Consider the following 20,998-nt stretch of genomic DNA (forward strand, 5'->3'; position numbering starts at 1 on the left):
TAGCATGCATGTATCGACGGTCCAGGCGACCGCGGGTGTGCAAGCTTGAGTCGTCACCGGGGGCGTGCCTGTCCGGGTTGATCCGGTAGCGAGCCTCCGTGCGCGAGCGAGGCTCCGCACGGTGGCCGTGCCATTACAGGTGCGCTTCGATCGCCATGCCGAGCACGCGCGTCGACAGCGTTCGATGCCTGGAAGCAATCCCGGAGATCTGTGAGGTGTAACGCGTCACATCGATGCCAACGTCGAGATGCGAGGTCACCGCATACCCCACGCCAAGCCCGAGATAGCGGCTACCGCCTTTGAGCGTCCCACGGTAATAGTCTGAACCCGGGCCAGCCTGCGTGTGGCTCCAGTGCTGCGTTCGCATGCGGGCGATACCGGCGCGGCCGGTGACGGAGAAGCTCTGCGGCAGCTCCCATTTCAGGTTGGCGCCGATGAGTACGGCACGCGATCCGATCTCGCTTCGCGTGCTCAGCGGATACGTCCGGCTGCCGTACCGGTGCGTGCCCGTGGCGCGGTACTTCACCTTGCCCAGGTCCGCGTAGCCAAGTTCGGCACCGAGGGCGACGTGTTCACCCATGCCCCAGCGATAACCGCCACCGAGTTCATAGGCGCGTGCGGACTTGCCGTCATAGAGCTTGCTCGGTACGGCGTAGCGAGCTTTGCCGATGTCGGCACGGAGGAAAGCGCCGGCCGGGTTGGCGGCGGCGGTGAAGGAAACGGCTGTCAGAGCCAGGGCGGCTGTGGTGACGAGCAAGACCTTTTGCATGAGGCATCCTTGGGAAGCGTGCAGCATTCCGCCGGGCGGTGCGCCGACGGGCCGTGGAGGCGACGGCAGTCTAGGCGGAGTGCGCCATCACGAGGATGGGGAATGACGGCATCGACAGCGGGGCCATCGGACAGCCTCAGGGCGAGAATTCAATCGCCAGCGCAAGTGGTTACGCGCCCCCGCCCGTGCTTCTCAGAAAGCGCTTACGTGGGACTGGGAGAAGGACTACGCACCGTCGTGCGCCAATATCACAAATAGCGTGCGCCCAACGGAACTCAAGCCACCTGCGTGTGCAGCATCTCGTCGGTGAGATCTCCAAAGATCATCGCCGACGCCAGGCGCTCGCCATCCGGCGGACTGAACACGCCCATCGCGCCACTCGGGCAATTGGTCATCTCGCCAATCAAGACCGACTCGCCGTCCGAATACATATCCACGCGCACCAGCGAAAACCCCTGGCTCAGCCGCGTCGCCACCTGCAGCATCCTGTCGAGATTCGCCGGCCGCTCGAAGTCGATCGACCCACGCTCGTACACCAGCCCGAAACCCTGCTCGCGCCAGTCCAGGTCGTAGAACTTGCGCACATGCCGCGAGTGCCTTCCGTAGTCGACCTGAATCAGCCGCGGCCGCCCTTGGAAGCAGAACACCTTGTAGTCGGTGATTTCCGCGTCGTTGAATATCAACGGCTCGACGATCACCTTCGGCTGCAGGTTCTTGTAGTTTCGCTCCCGTGAGGTCCGGTAATAATTCAGCGCGAACCAGCCGCGGATGCGCGCCATATCGACCGGCTCACCATGCTTGCGCGTGATGATCTGCCCGCTCGCATGCGTCGGTTTGATCACGCAGCGGTCGGGGATGAGATCGATGTCGACGTCGTCCACCCGGCGGAACACGGTATGCGTCGGCACGTTGTGCTCGTCGCCGACTCGGTCGCGGACGAAGGTCTTCACGAATTCCTTGTCGGTTACGTAGACGCGCAACGGGTCCACGATCTCGGTGGAGGCCTTGATGCGATGGATGACGTCGTTGAACAAGGGGTGTCGCCGACGCGGCAGGCGCCGGTGCTGCATCACGAAGCCGAACAGGTGAACGAGGTGGTCGACCGGCGCGATGGCAGGCAGGTGCCCGATGAGGGCGCGTTTCATCGAATTTCCGGACATCTCAGAGGCTTCCTTGTTTTGACCGGTTGGCTGGTAAAACGCACTGAAACGTTCGCTTCGTGGGCTACTCACAACTTGCGGATGCGCTTTGCGGGCAATCCAGGCGAGGCACGTTTTCGGCAAGACTAGCCGAAAGCGGCCCTAAGTGTGATGAAGGTCACATTCACGAATGTGACGCAGTCGACCTTTATGACGCGAGCGGCCTAAACGCAAGAAAGCCGACCGGGCTGCGCCTGGTCGGCTTTCTCGTCAACGGCAACCCCGTGTTGTGCCTCGCGGCACTACCCCGGAGACAGGTCCTTCGGGTCAGGGCTCAGTAGTCGTAATTCACGCTCAGGCGGAAATAACGCGGCTGCTGCACCGCCGTCGGCGTCCCGTACAGCGGGTTCGCCAGGTTCGGGCTTTGCTCGCCGTTCGGGTAGATACCGATCGTCCGCTGCTCGTTGAGCACGTTGAACACATTGGCGTTGAAGGCCAGCTTCGCATCGGCGAAGGCGGGACGATAGGTCACACCGAGATCCACCTGGCGCACCCACGGCAGGCGGCCGTGGCTGCCGGGCGGGGAGGGCTCGCCGTTGCAGAAGTGGTAGCTGTTGCCGTAGCCCGCCGGGTCGGTACGATCCGCGCCGAAGTAGCCGAGGCAAGGCTTGGGCGCCCCCGAGATCATGCTGAGGTTGCCGCTGACCAGCCATTCGGGGCTGAACTGGTAGTAGCCGAAGAACTTCAGCTGGTGCTTGTGATCGTTGTTCTGCACACCGTTGGTGTTGACCATGATGTACGAGTTGTCCCAGTCCTGCGTGGTCGACACCGCGGTCTGGCCGGTGCCGCGCGATTCGCGGTACAGGTCCGAGCGAAGCTGGCCTTCCGTGTTGCCGTAGCTGCGCGAATACGTATAGCTGACCTTGCCATACCAGCCGTCGGCGAACGGATGCTCGAGGAAGGTCTCCAGCGAGTAGTAACGGCGCTTCAGGCGATCGAAACCGAACTCCTCGTTGGACAGCGGCACCTTCACGTAATTGCCCGAGGTATCCACCAGGTTGAAGGTGTTGGACTTACCGGGGTTGAACAGCCAGCAGCTGACCGGATTGCTCTGGTCGGTCACGTCGTAGCCAAGTGACTGTGCCTTGGCCAGCACGAGGTCGATGTCGCAGTAGTCGTCGATGGCGTTACGCAGGATGCGCTGCGTGGCCTTGGCGCCGTAGACCCAGTCGGTACCCAGCGTCTTCGTGAAGCCGAGGATGAACTCGTCCTGGTACTCGGACTTGAGGCCCTGTGTCGTCACCGTCTTCGGATCGGGCAGCTGACCGAACGTGTTGTTGGCGGCGACCGGCGGCGAGATCGCCGTAAGGCCCGTCGGCGTCCCGTCGGCCGCGATGCCGCCATAGGTGAAGTACTGCGACGTCGTCAGCGCGCCGCCGGCGGCATTGAGCGCCGGATTCAGCGGCAGGCCGAGGTAGTAACGCCCCGCGTTGGCATACACCTTGAAGGTCGCGTCACCGAAGACGTCCCAGCTGGCTCCCAGGCGGGGCGCCCACTGCGGTTTGTGCTGGGTGATGAAGGCGTCGCCATCCGCGTTGAAGTTCTCGAACTGATCGTTACGGATACCGAACGAGAGCAGCCAGCGATCGTTCACCTGCCACTTGTCCTCGATGTACTGCGCGCGCTGCGTCGAGCGAACGGTGGCGAGACTGCTGTTGATGTTCTGGATGACGTAGTAACCGCCGGCACCGTTGGGGAAGCCGGCCGTCGCCGGCACACCTAGGCCCGTGGAAATCGGTGTGTTCGGATCGGACTGGCCATACGTCCACGAGTACCCGCCGGGACCCGACGTCACCGAGCCCTGGTCGATGGCCACCGCGGTCTGGTTGTCGATACCGGCGGTGATCGTGTGATCGCCGATCTTGTAGGTGATGTCGATGCGCGTATTGGTGGTGCGGTTACCGCGGCCCGAGGGACTGAGGCTGGATACGGTCTGGCTGTTGCCGCGCGACGATCCGCCGTTGAGCGCCGGGTTCTGGTTGACCAGGCCATCGACGTACGTGAGGCTCGAGTTGTAGCCGCCGGGCGCATCGTAGTCGGTGGTATGCAGCTTGCCGTACAGCGCGCTGACGGTCAGGTCATCGGTAATGTAGCCGGTGTATTTGGCCGTCCACAGGTTGCCGCCGGTCTTGATATCGTCGTCCTGGCCGATGCGATCCTGCCGCACGCGGTTGACGTAGTCGTAGTTGTAGATGCTGCCCGAGGTCTGATACTTGTCCGACGCGCCGGTCAACTCGAGGATGTTGTTGTCCGTGATGTTCCAGTCGATCTTGCTGTACCAGCGCGGCGAGTTGTATCGGTAATCGACGTAGGGCTTGGTACTCGTGTAACCGCTCACCGGGTTGACGGTATTGCCTTCCTGGCGCTGATACTCGCCGGCAACGAAGATAAACAGCTTGTCCTTGATCAGTGGGCCGCCGGCATAGGCGCTGACCGTGGTGCTGTCACCGCCGTTCTCGCTATCGGGCGAGTACAGATTGCCGGCTCGGGGCGAGGCGGGCAGGCCGCTTTCGTAGTAGCGGTTGCGCTGGTTGGCGCGCGCGAAGCTCGGCTCCCACAGCACCTGCGTGCCGAAGTGCCATTCATTGGTGCCGCGCTTGCCGACCACGTTGATGACGCCGCCGTCGGATCGGCCGTACTGGGCGCTGTATCCGCCGGTGTAGACCTCCTGCTGCTCGATCGCGCCATACGGCAACGACAGGCCGCCGAAGCCACGCAGGGGGTCGGTGGTCGAAAAGCCGTTGACGTAATAGGCATTCTCACTCGCGGCCGAACCACCGAAGCTCACCAGTGAATTGCCTGTCGGACCCTTGAAGCTGCCGCCGTTCTGCACCACGCCGGGCGCGAGCAGCGCGATGGCTTCCGAGTTACGGCCCAGCGGCAGGCGTGCCAGCTGTTCCGAGGTGACGACGGTGCGCGAATCGATCGTCGATACGTCGATCTTGGGCAGCGCGGACGCGGAGACCGAGACGCCGGACATGTCAGTGGTCTGTGCCTCGGCCGGAGCGAACGACACCTCGGTACCGGCGCCGACCTTCAGAACGACGTTCTGGCGCGTGTCGACGGTCTGACCATTGGCGCGTAGGGATACCGTATACGTGCCCAGCGGCAGCTGGCCGGCCGAGTAACGGCCGCGCTCATCCACGGCGATTTCGCGGGTGATACCGGTGTCACTGGTGATGACGACCGTCTCGCCGGCAGCGACAGGCGCCTGGCCGAAGATGCCACCGGTGGTGGACTGGGCGAAGGCGGCGGGACTCGCGACGATAGCGAGGGCGATGGCCAGCGCGGTCTTGTTCAAGGGCTTGTTACGGCTAAGCATGAAGAAACGTCTCCCTGGATCTGTTTGGACGCACGGACATGCACGGGTGGCCGCGGCGCGGCACCCGTAATGGCTGATAAAGGCAAACCCTGGCGCACGTCTCCGACGCTGACAACGCGCGTTGTCAGAGCGGGACGAGCCGCATAAACGCGCATCCGCGCGTCGCTTCCCTTCAGAAGACTTCACGTGCTGCGTCGCAGCACTTGCTATCGGTTATATAGAAAAGTTACGGGGATGTATAGGGGTTTAGACGGCCTTTTCGAAAGAACGTCCGGTCGGCCGCGTCGGCGCCAGGGGGCGCTCCGGCGCGGCCAGGGCCTCAGAAACGCATGTCCACGCCGGCGTGAATCGTATGAACGTGTACGCGTGTGCCGCCTGGCCGGACGCGGGTTCCGGCGAGGGCATAGCGCGAAACGTCGAGTGAGAGATCGGTAGTCGGCGTGAGGGCAAAGCCGAAGCCCGCGCCGAGATAAGGGGCGATCCCCGAGGTGGAGACAGCGGCGCTTCTCCGGCGCGTGTGCACCTCCAGCGCCGTGTGCGTACGGGCGATGCCGCTACGCGTGGTCAGCGACCATTGTTCGCCGACCTGCCAGCGGGCGTTGACGCCGAGAACGAAGGCGCGCGCACTGAGGGTCGATTTCTCCCAGTAGGTGGGAACGGGGCGCTTCGGCTTGTTCTGCGGTTTACCGGGGATCGGACGGCGGCTGTTGCGGGTGTCCTGTTTCGCCGCCGGATCCGCCACGCGATGGGTGCTGCCGCCGAGGTCGACATAACCCGTCTCGACGCCCAGCGCGAACGTATTGGCGATCTGCCAGCGATAACCGCCGACGACGTCGTATGACATGTGCTTCTTTCCGTCGAAGCGCTTCTCGCCCGTGCCATAGCGCGCTTCGCCTGCGCCTAACTTCAGGAAGGTGCCGGTGGATGCAGCAGCCGGTAAGGACAGCGAAGCGAGTGCGACGGCAGCGAGCGTCGCATGCAAGATCTTTTGCATGGGAGATTCCCTTCTGGTGGGTGGTGACGGTACGTCCCGTTGCGGACGTGGGGCGGCATTCTAGGAAGGGCGCCGCCGTTGTGCCGATCTCAGCGGCGCCGCGCCTTGGGACTTGCCGACAGGGCATGCATTGCCGATGCCCGTCATGGCGCCGCTTCGCGCCAGGGACTTACGCAGCGCTCGGCTTGGTGCGGGTTTACGTGTCGAGGTATGGCTACAACGTGCGGCAGTCATGGCCGACCCTCGCCATGGGCCTCGGCGAAGCAGCTTCAGATGCCGAGGTGTTCAGGAGGCCAGATAAGCAGGCTTGCTCCAATGACAAGCAGGGTGGCAATCGTCACGCCGCCGAATAGCAAGAGTCCGTCGTCCGTACCCAACCATGCGAAGGTGCGTCCGATCACGCCGGGCCAGCCGTGCACGATCGAGTCGTCAAAGGCCAGCACGCCGATGAGGACGAGCCACGTCATGAGCATCACCGCCATGATGCCGAAGGGCGAGCGTAGCGAGGCCAGTACGACCCGTCCGAGTACGATAGACAGCTCGATCAATTCCATCACGTTCCATGGATGAAGCATTGGTTTCGAGTGTGTCTCGGTGGCCCGGTCAGCGCAACTCTGCGGCCATTGAATCGAACGCGCCGACGGCCTACCTTCGGTGCTTTATGGCCCGAAGGTATGCCTCATGTCCGACCTCTCCGCCTTTCCGATCACCTCGCGCTGGTCCGCCGCGCATCCCGATCGTATTCAGCTCTACTCGCTGCCCACGCCTAATGGCGTCAAGGTATCGATCATGCTCGAAGAACTGGGCATTCCTTACGAGGTCCACCTCGTGGATATCGGCAAGAACGAGAGCAAGCTGCCAGAGTTCGAGTCGCTGAATCCGAATGGCAAGATCCCTGCGATGATCGACCCGGACGGTCCGGGTGGAAAGCCACTTGGCTTGTTCGAATCAGGCGCCATCCTCCTTTATCTCGCGGAGAAGACCGGCCGCTTCCTGCCGAAGGACGAATCGAAGCGCTGGGAGACGATCCAGTGGGTCTTTTTCCAGATGGCAGCCATCGGGCCGATGTTCGGCCAGGTCGGCTTCTTCCATAAGTTCGCCGGCCGCGAATACGAAGATAAACGTCCGCTGGAGCGCTACGTCGCGGAAAGCAAACGACTGCTCGGCGTGCTCGACCGGCAGCTCGACGGTAAGGACTGGATCGTCGGCGATGAGTACACCATCGCGGATATCGCCACGCTGGGCTGGGTCAATAACCTGGTGACGTTCTATGGTGCCCGCGAGCTGGTGGGCTTCGATGACTTCCAGAACGTCATCGGGTGGCTGGAGCGCGGCACGTCGCGGCCTGGCGTGGAGCGCGGATTGAAGATTCCGGCGCGGACCTGAGGCATCAGGCCAGCACCTGGAGTCCATGCTTGGCGACAACCGCAAGAAGCTTCAGCGCCATACCGCTAGGCTTCTTGGCCCCGGATTCCCACTTCTCAACCGTGCTCTCACTCGTATTCAGGTAGCGCGCGAATACCGGCTGGCTCACATGATTCCGCTCGCGAAGTTTCTTGATCTGCAACGAGTCGATCATTGGGGGTGTAGCGATGCAGAGATCATCGAAGTCCCGCATGGTTGCCTTGTCGATGGTCCCAGCTCTGCGCATTCCGGACACGGCGCTGTGAATCGCCTCGAATGCGTCGCTCTTATGCTTACGATTAGCGTTCATTACGTACCTCAATGAGTTCCGAGATCGCCACTTCCTTGTCGATGTCTTGCTCTACCTTTCGACTGTAAAGTGCCGCAAGCTTCCTGAACGCGGCGAGTTCCGAGTCGTCGATATTTGCCCGATCCTTTTTCGCGAACAGATAGGCAAAGATCCAGTACCGCCGTCCTTTCGCGACCACGATAGACTTGTGCATGTTGCGGTTGAGGCGTTTCTTGAAAACCCCGCCGCCCAGGTCATCGGCTTGGCCGCGCATGACTTCGAGCGCCGCGTTTCGTAGCTCCGAGTCGCTGATCAGGTGTTTTTTCGCCATCTTGGCAAACCACGCGGTCTTGAACACCCGCTGGCCTTGCGTCCATTCGTCCATGGCTTAGGGTAGCACTGGGTGCTATTTACTTCTAGCCAAAAAAACGGCCGCACTATGCGGCCGTTTTTTTGCACCTGAGACTACCTACTTCTCAGAACCGGAACTCAGCCCCCGCCGCCCACACGCCGATCTTCTGGCTGACGCTTCCCGCATCGCTCTTGTAGTCGCCGTGGTAGTGCTCGTAACCCAGCGTGACGCCAAAGTTGCGGGTGAAGTCATAGCCCACGTTCAACGCACCGTAGAAGCCGTTGTCGTGCGACGAGTCCTTGTAGGAATAGTGGTCGCGGCTGCCCGGCGAATAGTAGAGATCGACGCCGTCGACATCGCTGCGCAGGCGCGACCACATGTGAAGGAAGCCTGTGCGCAGGCCCAGCGACCATGAGTGGCCGAGCATCCACTTGGCATTGATGCCCAGTAGCGCGGCCTTGTTCTTGATCTCGGAGCGGTCGGTCTCCGTCCATCGGCCTGGCGAGGTCGCATTCACCCGGTCCGACAACTTGCCCAGGTCGACGAAGCCGGCTTCGGGTCCGATCGAGAACACGTCGTCCATCATCCAGCGGTAGCCGCCGGTGACGCCGAAAGCGGTGTCTTTTTTGTCGACACGCTCGGTCGCGTCGATGCCGTAATAGGAATACGTGCCGCTTTCCCCGGTATCCCCGTTGTAGTGCGACTTGCCAGCCGAGGCAGTGATAAAGGCCTGGCCGTCGGCCTGGGCGGCGATCGGAGCGATCGCGAGAAGAGCGGTAACGACCGCCGTGCGCATGACCTTATGCATGGTGTTCCCTGTTCCTGATGATGTCCGTCGGCTCCGGCGCCGTACGGTCCCGCATGGGCGGGCGCGGCATTTTACGAGAATTCTGAGTGCCGTGACCGTGACCTCTGGCATAGGGCGCTCCGGACCATGACGTTTAGCATCGAAGGCTTGCGCGGACCGCAGGGGACCGCGCCGACCCGCTCGCAGGGATGGCCGGGCGATCCACACGCTCCACGGGAGAATTCCAGTGAAATCCACCATCCTTGCCTCCGCGCTTCTAGCCGCCCTGGCCAGCGCAGGCGCCACCGCCGTCCGCGCGGACGATGTTCCGCCGCCGAAGGACGTCGCGTTCGCCGGTACCGTCAAGCTCGCCGTCGACGCCACCGACACCGATCACCGCATTTTCCGCGTCAAGGAATCCATCCCCGCGCAGGCCGGTCCGCTGACCCTGCTGTTCCCCGAGTGGATCCCGGGCCACCATTCGCCGACCGGCCCGATCGACCAGTTCGCCGGTCTCATCGTGACCGCCGGCGGCAAGCGCCTCGAGTGGAAGCGTGACGAGTACAACGTCTACGCCTTCCACGTCGACGTGCCGGCCGGCGCCTCGTCGGTCGACGTCGAGTTTCAGACGCTGACCCCGCAGGACACGCGTCAGGGTCGGATCGTCATGACCCCCGACATCGTCAACGTGCAGTGGAACCAGGTCTCCCTGTATCCGGCCGGCTACCGTGCCGATCGCGTCAACGTCGAAGCGTCCGTGAAGCTGCCGGCCGGTTTCCAGTTCGGCACCGCCCTCGAGGAGGCCAGCAAGAATGGCGACACGGTGACCTTCAAGGAGATCAACTACGACGACCTCGTCGATTCGCCGATCTTCGCCGGTCGCTATTTCAAGCGCGTCGACCTCGACCCGAACGGTAAGTCGCCGGTGCACCTGAACATCGTGGCCGACAACGCGAAGGCGCTCGAGATCAAGCCCGAAGCGCTCGAGATCCACCGCAAGCTCGTCCAGCAGATGGATAAGCTCTACGGTGCGCGTCACTACAACCATTACGACTTTCTGCTGGCGCTGACCGACAAGCTCGGCGGCATCGGTCTGGAGCACCACCGTTCGTCCGAAAACAGCGCACAGCCCAACTACTTCACGGAGTGGGACAAGAGCTGGCTGGGACGCGACCTGCTCTCGCATGAGTACAACCACTCATGGGACGGCAAATACCGTCGCGGCGCCGACCTCGCCACGCCGAGCTTCAACGTGCCGATGGGCGACAGCCTGCTCTGGGTGTATGAAGGCCAGACGCAGTTCTGGGGCAACGTCGTCGCCGCACGCTCGGGCCTCGTTTCGCAGGATCAGGCGCGTGACGTGCTCGCACTCGTCGCCGCTACGTACGACAAGGGTCGCCCGGGTCTGTCCTGGCGCACCATCGGTGACACGACCAACGATCCGACGATCGCGCAGCGTCGTCCGCTGTCGTATCGCAATTACCAGATGAGTGAAGACTATTATTCGGGCGGCCAGATGGTCTGGCTCGACGTCGACACCAAGCTGCGCGAACTGACCAGAAACAAGCGTAGCCTCGACGATTTCGCCAAGGCCTTCTTCGGCATGAAGGACGGTGACTGGAAGGTCAATCCGTATACCTTCGAAGACGTGGTCTCGACGCTCAACGGCATTTCGCCGTACGACTGGGCGACTTACCTGCACGACCGCATCGACGGTCACAAGGGCGACCTGGAAGGCATCGAGCGCGGCGGCTGGAAGCTCGTCTACAACGACAAGCCGTCGGAAGCGGTCAAGGCGTTCGAAGGCCGTCGTCACTACGTCGATCTCACCTATTCGGCCGGCTTCGCCGTGTCGTCCAAGGGCGATATCTCCGACGTGCGCTGGGACGGCCCGGCCTTCAATGCCGGGCTCTCGCCGGGCATGCACATCGTCGCGGTCAACAACAAGGAATTCGATGGCGACGCGCTGAAGGAAGCCGTCACCACCGCGAAGACCGACAAGGCGCCGATCGAGCTGCTGGTCAAGAACTTCGATGACTACAAGACCATCAAGATCGACTACCACGGCGGCCTGATGTACCCGCACCTGGAACGCGACAAGAGCAAGCCCGACTGGCTGGGCGAGCTTTACAAGACCAAGTGATGCACCGAAGGGCCCCGCAAGGGGCCCTTCTTCTTTACGTAGGAGCGCGCCCCGCGGGCGATTCCAACCCGCGACACGGCTATCATCCGGCGGATGGAAGCCACCCCCACACCTCCCGGCAAAGAACTCGACCAGGCTCACCGCCGTCGTCGCCTCTTCATGATCGTCTTCTGGGGCACGGTCTTCGGTGCGGCCGCGATCGGCAACACGATGACCGCGCGGATCGATGCGGACCGTTACGACATCCACGTCGCCACCTGGCAGATCGCCGTCAACGAATTCAGCAGCGTCCTCGTCTCGCTGCTCATGCTGCCCTTCCTGCTGCGTGCGTGCGACCGCTGGCCGCTGCATGCGGATACGTGGCGACGCTATCTGCCGCTTTACTTTGTGGGCAGCCTCGCCTGGTGCGTGGGTCACGTTGTCGGCATGGACCTGCTCCGGCTGCTCGGCTTCACGCTCGGCGGCGCCCACTACGATCCCGGGTCGCTGGGCCTGCAGTTCGTCTACGAATATCTGAAGGACATCCGCACGTTCTTTACGATCGTCGCCGTCGGCCACATGGTCGAGTGGTTCGGCCGACACGTCAAAGGCGAGGCCAGTCTGCTCGACATCCCGGATGAAGGGCCGCCCGTGGAGCCGGTCGACCGCCCGGAGCGCTTTCTCGTCCGCAAGCTCGGACGCGACTTCCTGGTGGCCACCGCCGATATCGAGTGGGCGCAGGCGTCGGGGAACTACGTGAATCTGCGGGTGCGCGGTCGCGACTACCCGCTGCGGACGACCCTGGCCGCGCTGGAGGCCAAGCTCGACCCCGCCGTCTTCGTCCGCGCGCATCGGAGCTACGTGGTGCAACTGGCTCAGGTCACCTCGATCGAGCCGCTGGACGCGGGCGAAGCCCGCCTGCACATGGCCGACGGCACGGTCCTGCCGTGCAGCCGGCGTTACAGGGAAAGCCTTCGCGCCACGGCGGCCGGCGCTGAGCCCCTGGCGGCCAGGGCCTGACACTGAGGCTAGGCCGCCCCGGGGATTCCCGCTACAATGCCCGACCGCAGCATCAGCGCCTGTAGCTCAGCCGGATAGAGTAGTGGCTTCCGAAGCCATTGGTCGGGGGTTCGAATCCCTCCAGGCGCACCATTCAGAAAAGACGGACGGTTTCCCGTCCGCCTCTCCGCGGAACCTCTCCCGAGTCAGTGCGAAACCGCGGCGATCTGCGCCCTGGCGGCGTGCGCGGCGATGGGGTTGGCCACGCCCTGCAAACGGTTCATCTGCACCTTGTAGCCGGCTGGCACCACGTAAGGCGTGCCCGCCCCGTCGGCGACCTGCTGTGAGATGAAGCCGCCGCCGGTGCCCTGCCAGACATACGCCGTTCCCTTGGCGTTGGTCCAGAACACGTCCGCCAGACCGTCACCGTCGAAGTCCTCGATGGTGGCGACGCTGTAACCCGCCGGGCCCGCCGTGGTCTTGCGGCCCGTCACCGTCGTGCCGTCCATCAGCCACCAGCCGATGTTGCCGGTCGCGGCGTTGAACCAGATCAGGTCGGTCCTGCCGGTGCCGGCGATCTCGCCCGCGCCGATCAGGTCGAAGCCGTTCGGTGACGCGTCCGGTGCATCGGTCTTGGTGAAGCGGTCCTTGCCGGTGTTGACCCAGTACTTCACCGCGCGGCTGGCGCCGGTCCAGACGATATCGATCACGCCGTCGCCATTGAGATCGGCCAGATGCGGGGTGAAGCCGGCCGGAGCGGGTACCGTGCGGTCGACGGCCTGCGTGCAGTCCAGATCGTTCAGACGGCCAAACAGGAGGCCACCGCTGCACTTGATCGTCCAGAACGACAGCTGGCTGGTGCTGGCGTTGAACCAGATCTGCTGCGGCGTGCCCGCGTCATCCACATCGCCCGCGCCGACCAGCGTCCAGCCGGCTGGGTACGGAAAGCGGAACGCCTCCCAGCCATAGCTGTAGATCGCGAGGTTCATGGTGTGCGTGGTCGGGTTATCGCTTTCCATCACCGTCTGTCCGGCGAGCGTGCCGCCGAAGATGTCGTACGGAATGGCCTTGATCTGGTCGCCGGCCTGGAAACCGTCGACGATCGTGTCGCCGCCATCGCGGCTGCCCGGGAACCATGTGTCGGTGCTGAGCACCGTGCTGCCGTTCATACGGACAAACGTGGCGTTGCCGGTCTTCGGACCGACCAGCAGCAAGGTGCTCTTGCCGTCGAGGATCGCGTTGAGACCGACGCCGGGGTTGCCGCTGTCGTCGCGGCCGGCCAGATCCCATGTGCGCGAGATTGTCTTGCCGCGTGCCGACCGGGCGGCCACGGCGTTGGCGAGATGGGTCACGTCGACCGAGCCCAGGCCTGTCGCATAGTCGTAGCCCTTGCCGGCCTTCCATGCGGTGACGAGGGATGCACGACCGCCATCGCTGACGATGCCGTACGACTGTCCGCTCTTCACGTAGCAGTCGCCGGTGCCGGCGAAGCAAGGCACGTCGATATCCCCCGTGGCGACGTCGTGGAACACACACGTGGCGTCCGTGGCGGCGCACCCGGTGCCGGGCGAAGCGATGGTGCCGTACTGGCTGCGGGCCAGGCTGTACAGCGTTGGCGCGACGTTACCCAGGCGAGCCGCGCTGGACTGGTTCACCAGGGCCTGCACGCCGGCCATCGCGGGCGCCGCGAACGATGTGCCGCCCGCGCTGTTGTAGATCGAGTCCGTGGGGCTGAGGTAATTACAGGGCGTACCGCCTTCGTCGGCGTCCGACATGCAGAAGATCAGCGCGTGACCGTAAATGCCGTTGGCCGCGAACAGCGAGACGTCCGGTGTGGCACGGGTGACGTTCTGATCCATGCCGGCCAGACCCTGCTGCCAGGTGGGCTGACTCCAGTAGTAGCTTGGTCCGCCGCTTCCGCCCGCCGTGTTGAGGAAGTCGAGCCCGGCGGATGAGTTGCAGGCCGTGTTGGGGTCGCTGTATCCCAGGATCGTATCCAGCTGCGCGCTGGCGCAGGAGTCGTTCCAGGTCTGCTCCGGGATATAGCCGATGGCGCTGGCGCCAAGTTCGCCGTTACCGGGCAGCCAGTACTTGCTGGTCTGCTTGTAGTCGTTGAAGTCGGTACCGCCGACGGCCACGTTATACGGCGTGCTGCCCAGGCCGTTGACGGCTAGGCCGTAGCTGGAAGCCGACTGTCCCTGGTCGCAACCCGCGGATCCGGAGTCACCGGTCGAGACGAACACCGAAACGCCTTCGGCCGCGGCGGTCGCCCACAGCGCGCTGGCCTCGTCGATGTCACCCACCGCCGCGCTGACGAGTTCGCACTCGCCGTAGCTGAGGCTGAGGATCGCTGGTGGGGCGGCTTGCTCAAGCAGGTTCTGCGCGGCGAGAAACGCACCGAAGTCCGCGCCGGTGTCCTGGCACGAGGCGAGCGTGATGTCGGCATCGGGTGCGGCGGCGCCGGCCCATTCCGCGTCGAGCGCGGCCTCACCTTCATCGCCGTTGGTACCGGGATTCACGCAGCTGGTGTCGCCGGTGAAAGCCGCGGGATGAACCTGGGTGAAGACACCTTTGGCATCCGTCGGGAGGAATACCTGGCGGAAGGTCTTGATGTCGGCGTCGAGAACGTTGGTTCTTTCCAGCACGGCCACAGTCTGTCCGGCGCCGCGCACGGGGCTCGCCTGATTCCACAACGGATTGACGTTGTAGATCGTCGCGAAATCCGCGGGTACCAGATCGAAGAACGTCTCTCCCTGATAAACGAAGTTGAAGTCGCCGGAGGGCGCGCCGGCGGCGATCCATGCCCCTTGCTTGTCGCGCTTCACCGGCCGTACGTTCTTCACCTGCGGCTCCGGGAAGAAGTCGGTCAGGGATGCGACGCCACGGACCACCGGTATCAGTGCGGTCGGCAGCTTCTGTTCGGCGGCGTTGGCGAAGTGCGTTTTTCCGTTCGCACTGAAACGGTGCAGCGAGGTACCGAAGGCCTGCTGCACGGCGCCGACCGAGCCGGTGAAACGAATCAGCATGCCGTCGGCGGAGATGGTCTTCACGCCGAGACCCTGGCTGCCCAGCCACGTCTTTACCGCGGCAATGTCCTGCCTGCTCGGACCGAACCGTTCGCCCACCTGGCGCGCGGTCAGCCACTGGTGGAAGTTGGGCGACGAGGGGTTATCCAGCGACGCGAGGTAGGCATCGAACCGCTTCTGCTGTTCCGCGCTGCGCTTCAGTACCAGGGTCATCGAAGGGATGACCTCGGCGGTGCCCATCGGCCCCGCGTCGACACTGGTATGGACTCTCGCCGGGATGCTTCCCGGCAGCGTGGTCATCTGGTGGCTGTCGACCGTTCTGGTGATCAGCGGTGTCGCCGTGGTGCTGCCCGCGGTGTCGACGGAAGCGTGTGCCTCGCACGCGCCGCCGGTGGCGATGAGCATCGCCGCGCCGGCCAGCCAAGGCCTGGAAAGAATTGCTGACATAGTACCCCCGAAGGAAAGAGCCCGTAACGCCGTGACGTCGCTCGTGCCCAGCCCGGAGGACTGCCCCTCGGCACGCTGTCCCACCATAGCTTTACATTCCCGGCAAAGTCACACACGCTCGACTGGCACGTTTCTCACCGAATTCTCACCGTCGGTTGCCTGGGAGCCGCACGATGATGTCCCGTATCCGTCAGTGGCTCGCCGACACGCCGATCCGTGATCCGGTCGACCGGCGCAATGCCACCTTCATGCAGCTGTTGCTGATTTTCGAAGGTGTCCGGATACCGGTGACCAAGCTCTATCTGTTCGGCCTTCACTGGTCGTATCTGCAGGATCGTTTCTACGGCAAGGCACGCATCGGCGCGCCTGCCGCCATGGCGATAGATATCGGTACCGACCTGGCGATGACCGTGTCGGCGTGGCTGGGTCTCTGCCTCATCCGTCGCGGTCGTTTTTCGCAGGCCGTCGCACAATTCGTGGCGACGATGCTTGCGTGCGGCGCGGTGGCCTATGCCGCCTTCGGTTATCGCGCGACCGACGGCAACCTGACGCTGATGATGATTCTGGCGCTGAGCGGTCTGATGCTGGGCCGAAGGGCGCTGTGGATCACTTACGGCGTCGAAGCGCTCATTCTCGTGATGAGCGTGGATCCGCTGAAGGCACCGGCAACCAGCCATCTTCCCGGGATGATGATGGCCGTCTACGACGTCCTGCCCCTGCGCGCTCTGACCAGCTACCTGCTCATCGCCCTGATCGTGGATCGCAGTATCCATGCCTTGCGCGACAGCCTGATCGAATCGGAACACCGGCGCCTGCAACTGGTCCGCGAGATCGCCGAGCGTGAACGTACGCAGGAGCAACTGCTGCACGCGCAGAAGATGGACGCGGTGGGCAAGCTTGCCAGCGGCGTGGCGCACGACGTCAACAACGTCTTCGACATCATCCTGGGGTTTTCCACGGAGCGGGACCGCCTGCCGGAAAGCGACGATCTGCCCCCGGGCGACATGCGGACCATCGCGGATGCCCTCGAAGGGATCGAACTGGCCGCCCGCCGTGGCACCGCGGTGTGTCGCAAGCTGCTCAACTTCAGCCGCCGCGATGTGGCATTCACGGAAGAGTTCGACATGGTCGCGGCATTGCGCGAGCTGCATCCGCTGCTGCGGCAGTCGCTTTCCTCGCACAACGAGTTAAGGCTGCGGCTGCCCGATGCGCCTCGACTGATCCGCTTCGATCGCAGCCAGTTCGAGCTGGCCATCATCAATCTGGTGACGAACGCGCGAGACGCCATGCCGGATGGGGGGTGTTGCACAATCGCCATCGAGGATGGCGCGGAGCACACGGTGCTGTCGGTGAGCGACACCGGGATGGGCATGGCGGAGTCGATACGCGCGCAGGTGTTCGAACCCTTCTTCACGACCAAGCCGGCGGGGCGCGGTACGGGTCTCGGACTCAGCGTGGTGCAGGGGCTCGTAGTACAGGCCGGTGGATGGACCGCGGTCGAGAGCACGCCGGGGCAGGGCACGACGATCCGGCTGTCCTTACCGCGGGCGGGCGTCTCGGCCGTGGAATCAGGCTTCCAGGATGTATCCGGTCCCATGTACCGCGTTGAGGGGTAACGGCTCGCCGATGGCGGCCAGCACCTTGCGGCGCAAACGATGGACCATCGAGTCCAGACGGTGCGGGTCGAAGGCGTGGACGTCATCGGTCAGGGCGGCGATCAGCGCCTCACGCGGCACCACCTCATCGGCGTGTTGAAGCATCGCTTCCAGCAGCTTGCGCTCGTTTTTGCTGAGCATCACGCGCGCACCGGAAGGCGAGAGCAGAAACCATTCGTCCGGACTGAGCGCCCATCGTTCGTGGGTTCGTGGCGAGGGATGCAGACGTCGAGCGACGCTGTACAACGTGGCCACAAGCACGTCGATCTCTACGGGTTTGGACAGGTAGGCGTCGGCCCCTTCGAACAGGCCTCGCACGCGATCCACGTTATTGCTCCGGCCGGTGAGGATGACGATGCCCGCAGCCGGTATCGCCGCGCGCAACCGTCGTGCGACCTCGAACCCGTCGCCGTCCGGCAAGCCGATATCGAGCAGGAAGATATCCGGTACGTTTCGCCGTATCGCCTCATCCAGCGCTGCCGCGCTGGCGTAAGCCGTGACCTCGAACCCAAACTGCGCGAGTTTCGGCGTCAGTACGCGTTCGCGCAGCAGGTCGTCGTCTTCCAGCATGGCCAGCCGCAGCGCATGCGCACGCGCATTCGGCACCGGGTTGAATGTCGTCACGCAAAGACCTCGTAGCCACCAGGGCCCATGGGCTGCCCTCACCGAGATTGCCCGCCCGGCGGGGCTAAATCCAGCGACGCCGTCGCACGTTCGTAGATGGGGCGGATCGCAGGATTCTGCGACCCGCACCGCGATCGCTTACTTGCCCAATGTCACCGGACTCGGATTGCGCGACGCCAGAGTCGCCTGCTGATGCCAGTACGGATAGATCGGACGCGTGGCGCTGGCGTCGTCGAGACGCTTGATCTGGTCGGCGTCCAGCTTGAACGACGTGGCGCCCAGGTTGTCGCGCAGCTGAGTCACGTTACGTGCGCCGATGACGATGCCTGACACGGTGGGACGCGAGAGCACCCAGGCGAGGGCGATCTGGGGCACGCTGTGGCCGGTCTCTTTCTCGAGGGCTTCAAGCACGTCGGTGATGGCGAAGAGGTGCTCGTCCGGCACCGCCCACGTCGCGTCGGTTGCGGCGCGGCTGCCTTCGGCGGGCTTCTTGTGGCGACCGACCTTGCCGGTCAGCTTGGCGCCGGCAAGCGGGCTCCAGACAAGTGCACCTACGTTCTGGTCGAGGCCGAGCGGCATCAGCTCCCACTCGTATTCGCGGTCGGTCAGGGCGTAATAGACCTGGTTGATGACCGGCCTGGTGAAGCCGTGGCGGTCGGCCAGTGCCAGCATCTTCATGAGGTGCCAGCCCGAGTAGTTGGACACGCCGAAGTAACGGATCTTGCCGGCGCGCGTGAGCGTATCGAGGGCATGCAGCATTTCTTCGATGGGCGTGAGCGCGTCGAAGGCATGCAGGTGGTACAGGTCGATGTAGTCGGTACCCAGACGCTTCAGGCTCGCTTCGCAGCTGCGGATGATCTTGTCACGGGACGTGCCGATGTCGTTCGGGCCGGCACCCATGCCCATGCCGGTCTTGGTCGACAGCAGCACCTGATCGCGACGGCCGGCGATGGCCTTGCCGAGAATCTCTTCCGACAAACCGCCCGAATAGGCGTCCGCGGTATCGAACATGTTGCAACCGAGTTCGAGCGAGGCGTCGATCATGGAGGTTGCCTCCTTGACGTCGGTGTCGCCCCATTTCTTGAAGAACTCGTTGCCGCCACCGAAGGTCGCGGTGCCCAGGATCAGGGAGGGAATCTGCAAGCCGGAGCCGCCAAGCGAACGGTATTCCATGGGTCATCTCTCTGTGGTTGGAAGCCCGTCGAGCGTACACCCGTCGAAGTTAGCGGAAGATATCGCTCGCCCCGGGTTGCGCCGATACGGCGCGGGCGGCGTGGATCGCCAGTCCGTAACTTTCCGTGCCCGGGTCGACCGGATCGGTCAGCACCAGCTGGATGTGCTGCTCGTCGCGGGTGGTGGGGCGAAGTCCGTCGACATGGGCGAGGTAACGATGGCTGGCTTCGTGGCGCAGCTGTTACCTGCTATCGGGCAGGCCGTCACTGAGGTATACAACGCTGCATAGTGGCGACCCGGAGCGATGCGCGCATGTGGATGGACATCGGTAAGGCCATCTTCGTCATCGTGGCAGCCTTGCTGCCCATCGTGAACCCGCCCGGCTCGGCGCTGATGTCGCTGGGCATCGTGCCTGTAGCCACGGCGGAAGAGCGCGAGCGCCTTGCGCGACAGGTCGCCCTCAACAGCCTGCTCCTGCTGACCGGATCGCTGTTCATCGGGGCTTATGTGCTCGCCTTCTTCGGCATCTCGATTCCGGTGCTGCGGGTCGGCGGTGGTCTGGTCATCGCCGCCGCTGGCTGGCGCATGCTCAACGGCTCGGACGACGATGATGAGGACGACGCTAAAGTGCACCGGCACCATGGCGACCCCTCGTTCTACCCACTGACGCTGCCGTTCACCGTGGGGCCGGGCTCCATCGCGGTGGCCATCGCCGTGGGTACCGGCTCACCGCGCCATGGCGTCGACTGGGTGCACTTCGGGGCCGCAGCGGTCGCACTCGCTGCGATCAGTGTCAGCATTTATCTGAGCATGCGTTACGCCGACCGGATAGGGCACCGGCTGGGCAAGGAGCGCACCAAGGTCATTCTGCAGCTGCTGGCCTTCGTGATTTTTTGCATTGGCATCCAGTTGCTCTGGGGTGGACTGTCGGAACTGCTGGGTATGCCCAATCACGCCACTTAGGGCTCAACTGCTTCGGTGCTGACATCCGGAGCGTGTGAGTTTCTGAAGCGGCATCCGGCCTGATCGACGGCGCCTCGCGGCGACGTCAGAACGGCGGCAGGCTCTGTGCCAGCTTCTCGTGTTCCTTCAGCATGGGCAACTGGCCGCGCGCGTAATCGCGGATGTCCACGTCTTCGCCTTTTTCCGCTTCGAGTTCGTAGAGGCCTGTAGCCAGCTTGTGGTCCCGAACCATCGCATCGGAGTAAGCGCGGTCGAACTTCGCACCGTCCAGGCCCTTCATCCGGTCGATGTCCTGTTGCTGCGCCGGCTCCGGTGCGACCGCAATCTGCACGCCCTTGCTACCCGCAAGCTTGCCCAGCGACTCGTTCGCCTTCGTGTGGTCGGCGACCATGCGTTCGGCGTATTTCTTCACGTCGCTGGACGACGCCTGATCGGCGGCGAGTTTGCCCAGTGCGATCTCGGTCAGGCTGGCACTGCTGGCGCGCCGGATAAAGTCGGTATCGGTGGCAGTCGTCTTCGCCTGCTGGGCGATGGCGGTGCCGGTCATGGACAACGCAAGCAGCGTCACGAGAATGCGATTCATGGCCTGGGCCCTCAGTGTGCGAAATCCGTACCGCGGACAGAACAACGCCCCGGTCTGGGGCCGGGGCGCTCTTCTTTCTTACCTGGGTGTGTCGAGGCTTATATCCTCGGCCCGCGACGCAGGCCGCCGAACAGCAGCGACAGAATGAACAGGATCAGGAAGACCACGAACAGGATCTTCGCAATGCTGGCTGCGCCGGCGGCGATGCCGGTGAAACCGAAGATCGCTGCGATCAGCGCAATGACGAAGAAGATAACGGCCCACTGAAGCATGATGTTTCTCCTAGGGAT

Annotated in this window: 19 protein-coding genes and 1 tRNA gene; 7 read left to right on the forward strand and 13 right to left on the reverse strand. The window is 63.7% G+C overall.

The genetic code is table 11. The features are described from left to right. Nucleotides 1-133: 133 nt before the first annotated feature. The 5 genes from FA87_RS01015 to FA87_RS01035 form a co-directional block, all read right to left on the reverse strand. Nucleotides 134-769 carry an outer membrane beta-barrel protein gene (locus tag FA87_RS01015; RefSeq protein WP_043691767.1) on the reverse strand — a complete coding sequence of 212 codons (636 nt, stop codon included), beginning with the start codon at nt 767-769 and terminating at the stop codon, nt 134-136. Nucleotides 770-1,044: 275 nt separating this feature from the next. Further along, complete coding sequence (locus tag FA87_RS01020; protein WP_043697102.1) at nt 1,045-1,914, reverse strand: ATP-grasp fold amidoligase family protein; 870 nt, start codon at nt 1,912-1,914, stop codon at nt 1,045-1,047. A gap of 328 nt (nt 1,915-2,242) precedes the next feature. Beyond that, on the reverse strand, nt 2,243-5,290 hold the full coding sequence (locus FA87_RS01025; protein WP_043691769.1) for a TonB-dependent receptor: 3,048 nt from the start codon (nt 5,288-5,290) through the stop codon (nt 2,243-2,245). A 319-nt stretch (nt 5,291-5,609) separates the two neighbouring features. Continuing rightward, nucleotides 5,610-6,284, reverse strand: a complete 675-nt coding sequence (locus FA87_RS01030; RefSeq protein WP_043691772.1) for an outer membrane beta-barrel protein — start codon at nt 6,282-6,284, stop codon at nt 5,610-5,612. A 269-nt stretch (nt 6,285-6,553) separates the two neighbouring features. Continuing rightward, nucleotides 6,554-6,838: a hypothetical protein gene (locus FA87_RS01035; RefSeq protein ID WP_043691775.1), complete on the reverse strand. Its 285-nt coding sequence runs from the start codon at nt 6,836-6,838 to the stop codon at nt 6,554-6,556. A 127-nt stretch (nt 6,839-6,965) separates the two neighbouring features. Here FA87_RS01035 and FA87_RS01040 point away from each other — a divergent pair, with 127 nt between their 5' ends. Further along, nucleotides 6,966-7,670 carry a glutathione S-transferase N-terminal domain-containing protein gene (locus tag FA87_RS01040; protein ID WP_043691777.1) on the forward strand — a complete coding sequence of 235 codons (705 nt, stop codon included), beginning with the start codon at nt 6,966-6,968 and terminating at the stop codon, nt 7,668-7,670. A 4-nt stretch (nt 7,671-7,674) separates the two neighbouring features. On the opposite strand, the gene FA87_RS01045 is transcribed toward FA87_RS01040, so the two are convergent. The 3 genes from FA87_RS01045 to FA87_RS01055 form a co-directional block, all read right to left on the reverse strand. After that, nucleotides 7,675-7,998 carry a DNA-binding transcriptional regulator gene (locus FA87_RS01045; RefSeq protein ID WP_043691779.1) on the reverse strand — a complete coding sequence of 108 codons (324 nt, stop codon included), beginning with the start codon at nt 7,996-7,998 and terminating at the stop codon, nt 7,675-7,677. Continuing rightward, the gene (locus FA87_RS01050; protein ID WP_043691781.1) at nt 7,988-8,362 is read right to left on the reverse strand and encodes a type II toxin-antitoxin system RelE/ParE family toxin; all 375 of its coding nucleotides are present in this window, start codon (nt 8,360-8,362) and stop codon (nt 7,988-7,990) included. The genes FA87_RS01045 and FA87_RS01050 overlap by 11 nt, the downstream gene beginning before the upstream one ends. 91 nt (nt 8,363-8,453) lie before the next feature. Next, nucleotides 8,454-9,137, reverse strand: a complete 684-nt coding sequence (locus FA87_RS01055) for an outer membrane beta-barrel protein (RefSeq protein WP_043691784.1) — start codon at nt 9,135-9,137, stop codon at nt 8,454-8,456. Nucleotides 9,138-9,402: 265 nt separating this feature from the next. Between FA87_RS01055 and FA87_RS01060 the strand changes: the two genes are divergently transcribed. The 3 genes from FA87_RS01060 to FA87_RS01070 all read left to right on the forward strand — a co-directional run bounded on the left by FA87_RS01060 (nt 9,403) and on the right by FA87_RS01070 (nt 12,390). Then, nucleotides 9,403-11,259, forward strand: coding sequence for a M61 family peptidase (locus FA87_RS01060; RefSeq protein WP_239709140.1), 1,857 nt, complete (start codon nt 9,403-9,405; stop codon nt 11,257-11,259). A 159-nt stretch (nt 11,260-11,418) separates the two neighbouring features. Next, entirely contained in the window at nt 11,419-12,258 is an 840-nt protein-coding gene (locus FA87_RS01065) for a LytTR family DNA-binding domain-containing protein (protein WP_239709141.1), read from the forward strand. 55 nt (nt 12,259-12,313) lie between these two features. Next, nucleotides 12,314-12,390 (forward strand) — tRNA-Arg (locus tag FA87_RS01070). A gap of 53 nt (nt 12,391-12,443) precedes the next feature. Here FA87_RS01070 and FA87_RS01075 read toward each other — a convergent pair. Continuing rightward, the gene (locus tag FA87_RS01075) at nt 12,444-15,710 is read right to left on the reverse strand and encodes a protease pro-enzyme activation domain-containing protein (protein ID WP_197062350.1); all 3,267 of its coding nucleotides are present in this window, start codon (nt 15,708-15,710) and stop codon (nt 12,444-12,446) included. A 173-nt stretch (nt 15,711-15,883) separates the two neighbouring features. Between FA87_RS01075 and FA87_RS01080 the strand changes: the two genes are divergently transcribed. After that, nucleotides 15,884-17,326 (forward strand): ATP-binding protein, encoded by a 1,443-nt coding sequence (locus FA87_RS01080; protein WP_052191074.1) that lies wholly within the window; start codon nt 15,884-15,886, stop codon nt 17,324-17,326. Here FA87_RS01080 and FA87_RS01085 read toward each other — a convergent pair. Further along, entirely contained in the window at nt 17,279-17,989 is a 711-nt protein-coding gene (locus FA87_RS01085) for a response regulator transcription factor (protein ID WP_239708938.1), read from the reverse strand. The two genes, FA87_RS01080 and FA87_RS01085, sit on opposite strands and share 48 nt — an antisense overlap. A gap of 138 nt (nt 17,990-18,127) precedes the next feature. Further along, nucleotides 18,128-19,162: an aldo/keto reductase gene (locus FA87_RS01090; RefSeq protein WP_043691793.1), complete on the reverse strand. Its 1,035-nt coding sequence runs from the start codon at nt 19,160-19,162 to the stop codon at nt 18,128-18,130. Between FA87_RS01090 and FA87_RS01095 the strand changes: the two genes are divergently transcribed. Next, a complete protein-coding gene (locus FA87_RS01095) occupies nt 19,161-19,451 on the forward strand; it encodes a hypothetical protein (protein ID WP_043691795.1) in 291 nt (96 codons plus the stop codon). The genes FA87_RS01090 and FA87_RS01095 overlap by 2 nt on opposite strands. Before the next feature lie 23 nt (nt 19,452-19,474). Then, nucleotides 19,475-20,125: a MarC family protein gene (locus FA87_RS01100; RefSeq protein WP_043691798.1), complete on the forward strand. Its 651-nt coding sequence runs from the start codon at nt 19,475-19,477 to the stop codon at nt 20,123-20,125. Between the two features lie 85 nt (nt 20,126-20,210). On the opposite strand, the gene FA87_RS01105 is transcribed toward FA87_RS01100, so the two are convergent. Both FA87_RS01105 and FA87_RS20135 read right to left on the reverse strand, forming a co-directional pair. Next, nucleotides 20,211-20,708: a DUF4142 domain-containing protein gene (locus FA87_RS01105; RefSeq protein WP_051944070.1), complete on the reverse strand. Its 498-nt coding sequence runs from the start codon at nt 20,706-20,708 to the stop codon at nt 20,211-20,213. Nucleotides 20,709-20,806: 98 nt separating this feature from the next. Beyond that, on the reverse strand, nt 20,807-20,980 hold the full coding sequence (locus FA87_RS20135) for a DUF1328 family protein (protein WP_036116509.1): 174 nt from the start codon (nt 20,978-20,980) through the stop codon (nt 20,807-20,809). Nucleotides 20,981-20,998 lie beyond the last annotated feature (18 nt).

Source organism: Luteibacter sp. 9133 (assembly GCF_000800155.1).
Taxonomy (GTDB): Bacteria; Pseudomonadota; Gammaproteobacteria; order Xanthomonadales; family Rhodanobacteraceae; genus Luteibacter; species Luteibacter mycovicinus.

Excerpts from the sequence above, each read along its gene's own strand:
- FA87_RS01100 (WP_043691798.1), top strand. The coding sequence starts at position 19,475 with ATGTGGATGGACATCGGTAAGGCCATCTTCGTCATCGTGGCAGCCTTG.
- FA87_RS01075 (WP_197062350.1), bottom strand. The coding sequence starts at position 15,710 with ATGTCAGCAATTCTTTCCAGGCCTTGGCTGGCCGGCGCGGCGATGCTC.
- FA87_RS01065 (WP_239709141.1), top strand. The coding sequence starts at position 11,419 with ATGATCGTCTTCTGGGGCACGGTCTTCGGTGCGGCCGCGATCGGCAAC.
- FA87_RS01040 (WP_043691777.1), top strand. The coding sequence starts at position 6,966 with ATGTCCGACCTCTCCGCCTTTCCGATCACCTCGCGCTGGTCCGCCGCG.
- FA87_RS01055 (WP_043691784.1), bottom strand. The coding sequence starts at position 9,137 with ATGCATAAGGTCATGCGCACGGCGGTCGTTACCGCTCTTCTCGCGATC.
- FA87_RS01050 (WP_043691781.1), bottom strand. The coding sequence starts at position 8,362 with ATGGACGAATGGACGCAAGGCCAGCGGGTGTTCAAGACCGCGTGGTTT.
- FA87_RS01080 (WP_052191074.1), top strand. The coding sequence starts at position 15,884 with ATGATGTCCCGTATCCGTCAGTGGCTCGCCGACACGCCGATCCGTGAT.
- FA87_RS01045 (WP_043691779.1), bottom strand. The coding sequence starts at position 7,998 with ATGAACGCTAATCGTAAGCATAAGAGCGACGCATTCGAGGCGATTCAC.
- FA87_RS01035 (WP_043691775.1), bottom strand. The coding sequence starts at position 6,838 with ATGGAATTGATCGAGCTGTCTATCGTACTCGGACGGGTCGTACTGGCC.
- FA87_RS01105 (WP_051944070.1), bottom strand. The coding sequence starts at position 20,708 with ATGAATCGCATTCTCGTGACGCTGCTTGCGTTGTCCATGACCGGCACC.
- FA87_RS01025 (WP_043691769.1), bottom strand. The coding sequence starts at position 5,290 with ATGCTTAGCCGTAACAAGCCCTTGAACAAGACCGCGCTGGCCATCGCC.
- FA87_RS01030 (WP_043691772.1), bottom strand. The coding sequence starts at position 6,284 with ATGCAAAAGATCTTGCATGCGACGCTCGCTGCCGTCGCACTCGCTTCG.
- FA87_RS01090 (WP_043691793.1), bottom strand. The coding sequence starts at position 19,162 with ATGGAATACCGTTCGCTTGGCGGCTCCGGCTTGCAGATTCCCTCCCTG.
- FA87_RS20135 (WP_036116509.1), bottom strand. The coding sequence starts at position 20,980 with ATGCTTCAGTGGGCCGTTATCTTCTTCGTCATTGCGCTGATCGCAGCG.
- FA87_RS01015 (WP_043691767.1), bottom strand. The coding sequence starts at position 769 with ATGCAAAAGGTCTTGCTCGTCACCACAGCCGCCCTGGCTCTGACAGCC.
- FA87_RS01095 (WP_043691795.1), top strand. The coding sequence starts at position 19,161 with ATGGGTCATCTCTCTGTGGTTGGAAGCCCGTCGAGCGTACACCCGTCG.
- FA87_RS01020 (WP_043697102.1), bottom strand. The coding sequence starts at position 1,914 with ATGAAACGCGCCCTCATCGGGCACCTGCCTGCCATCGCGCCGGTCGAC.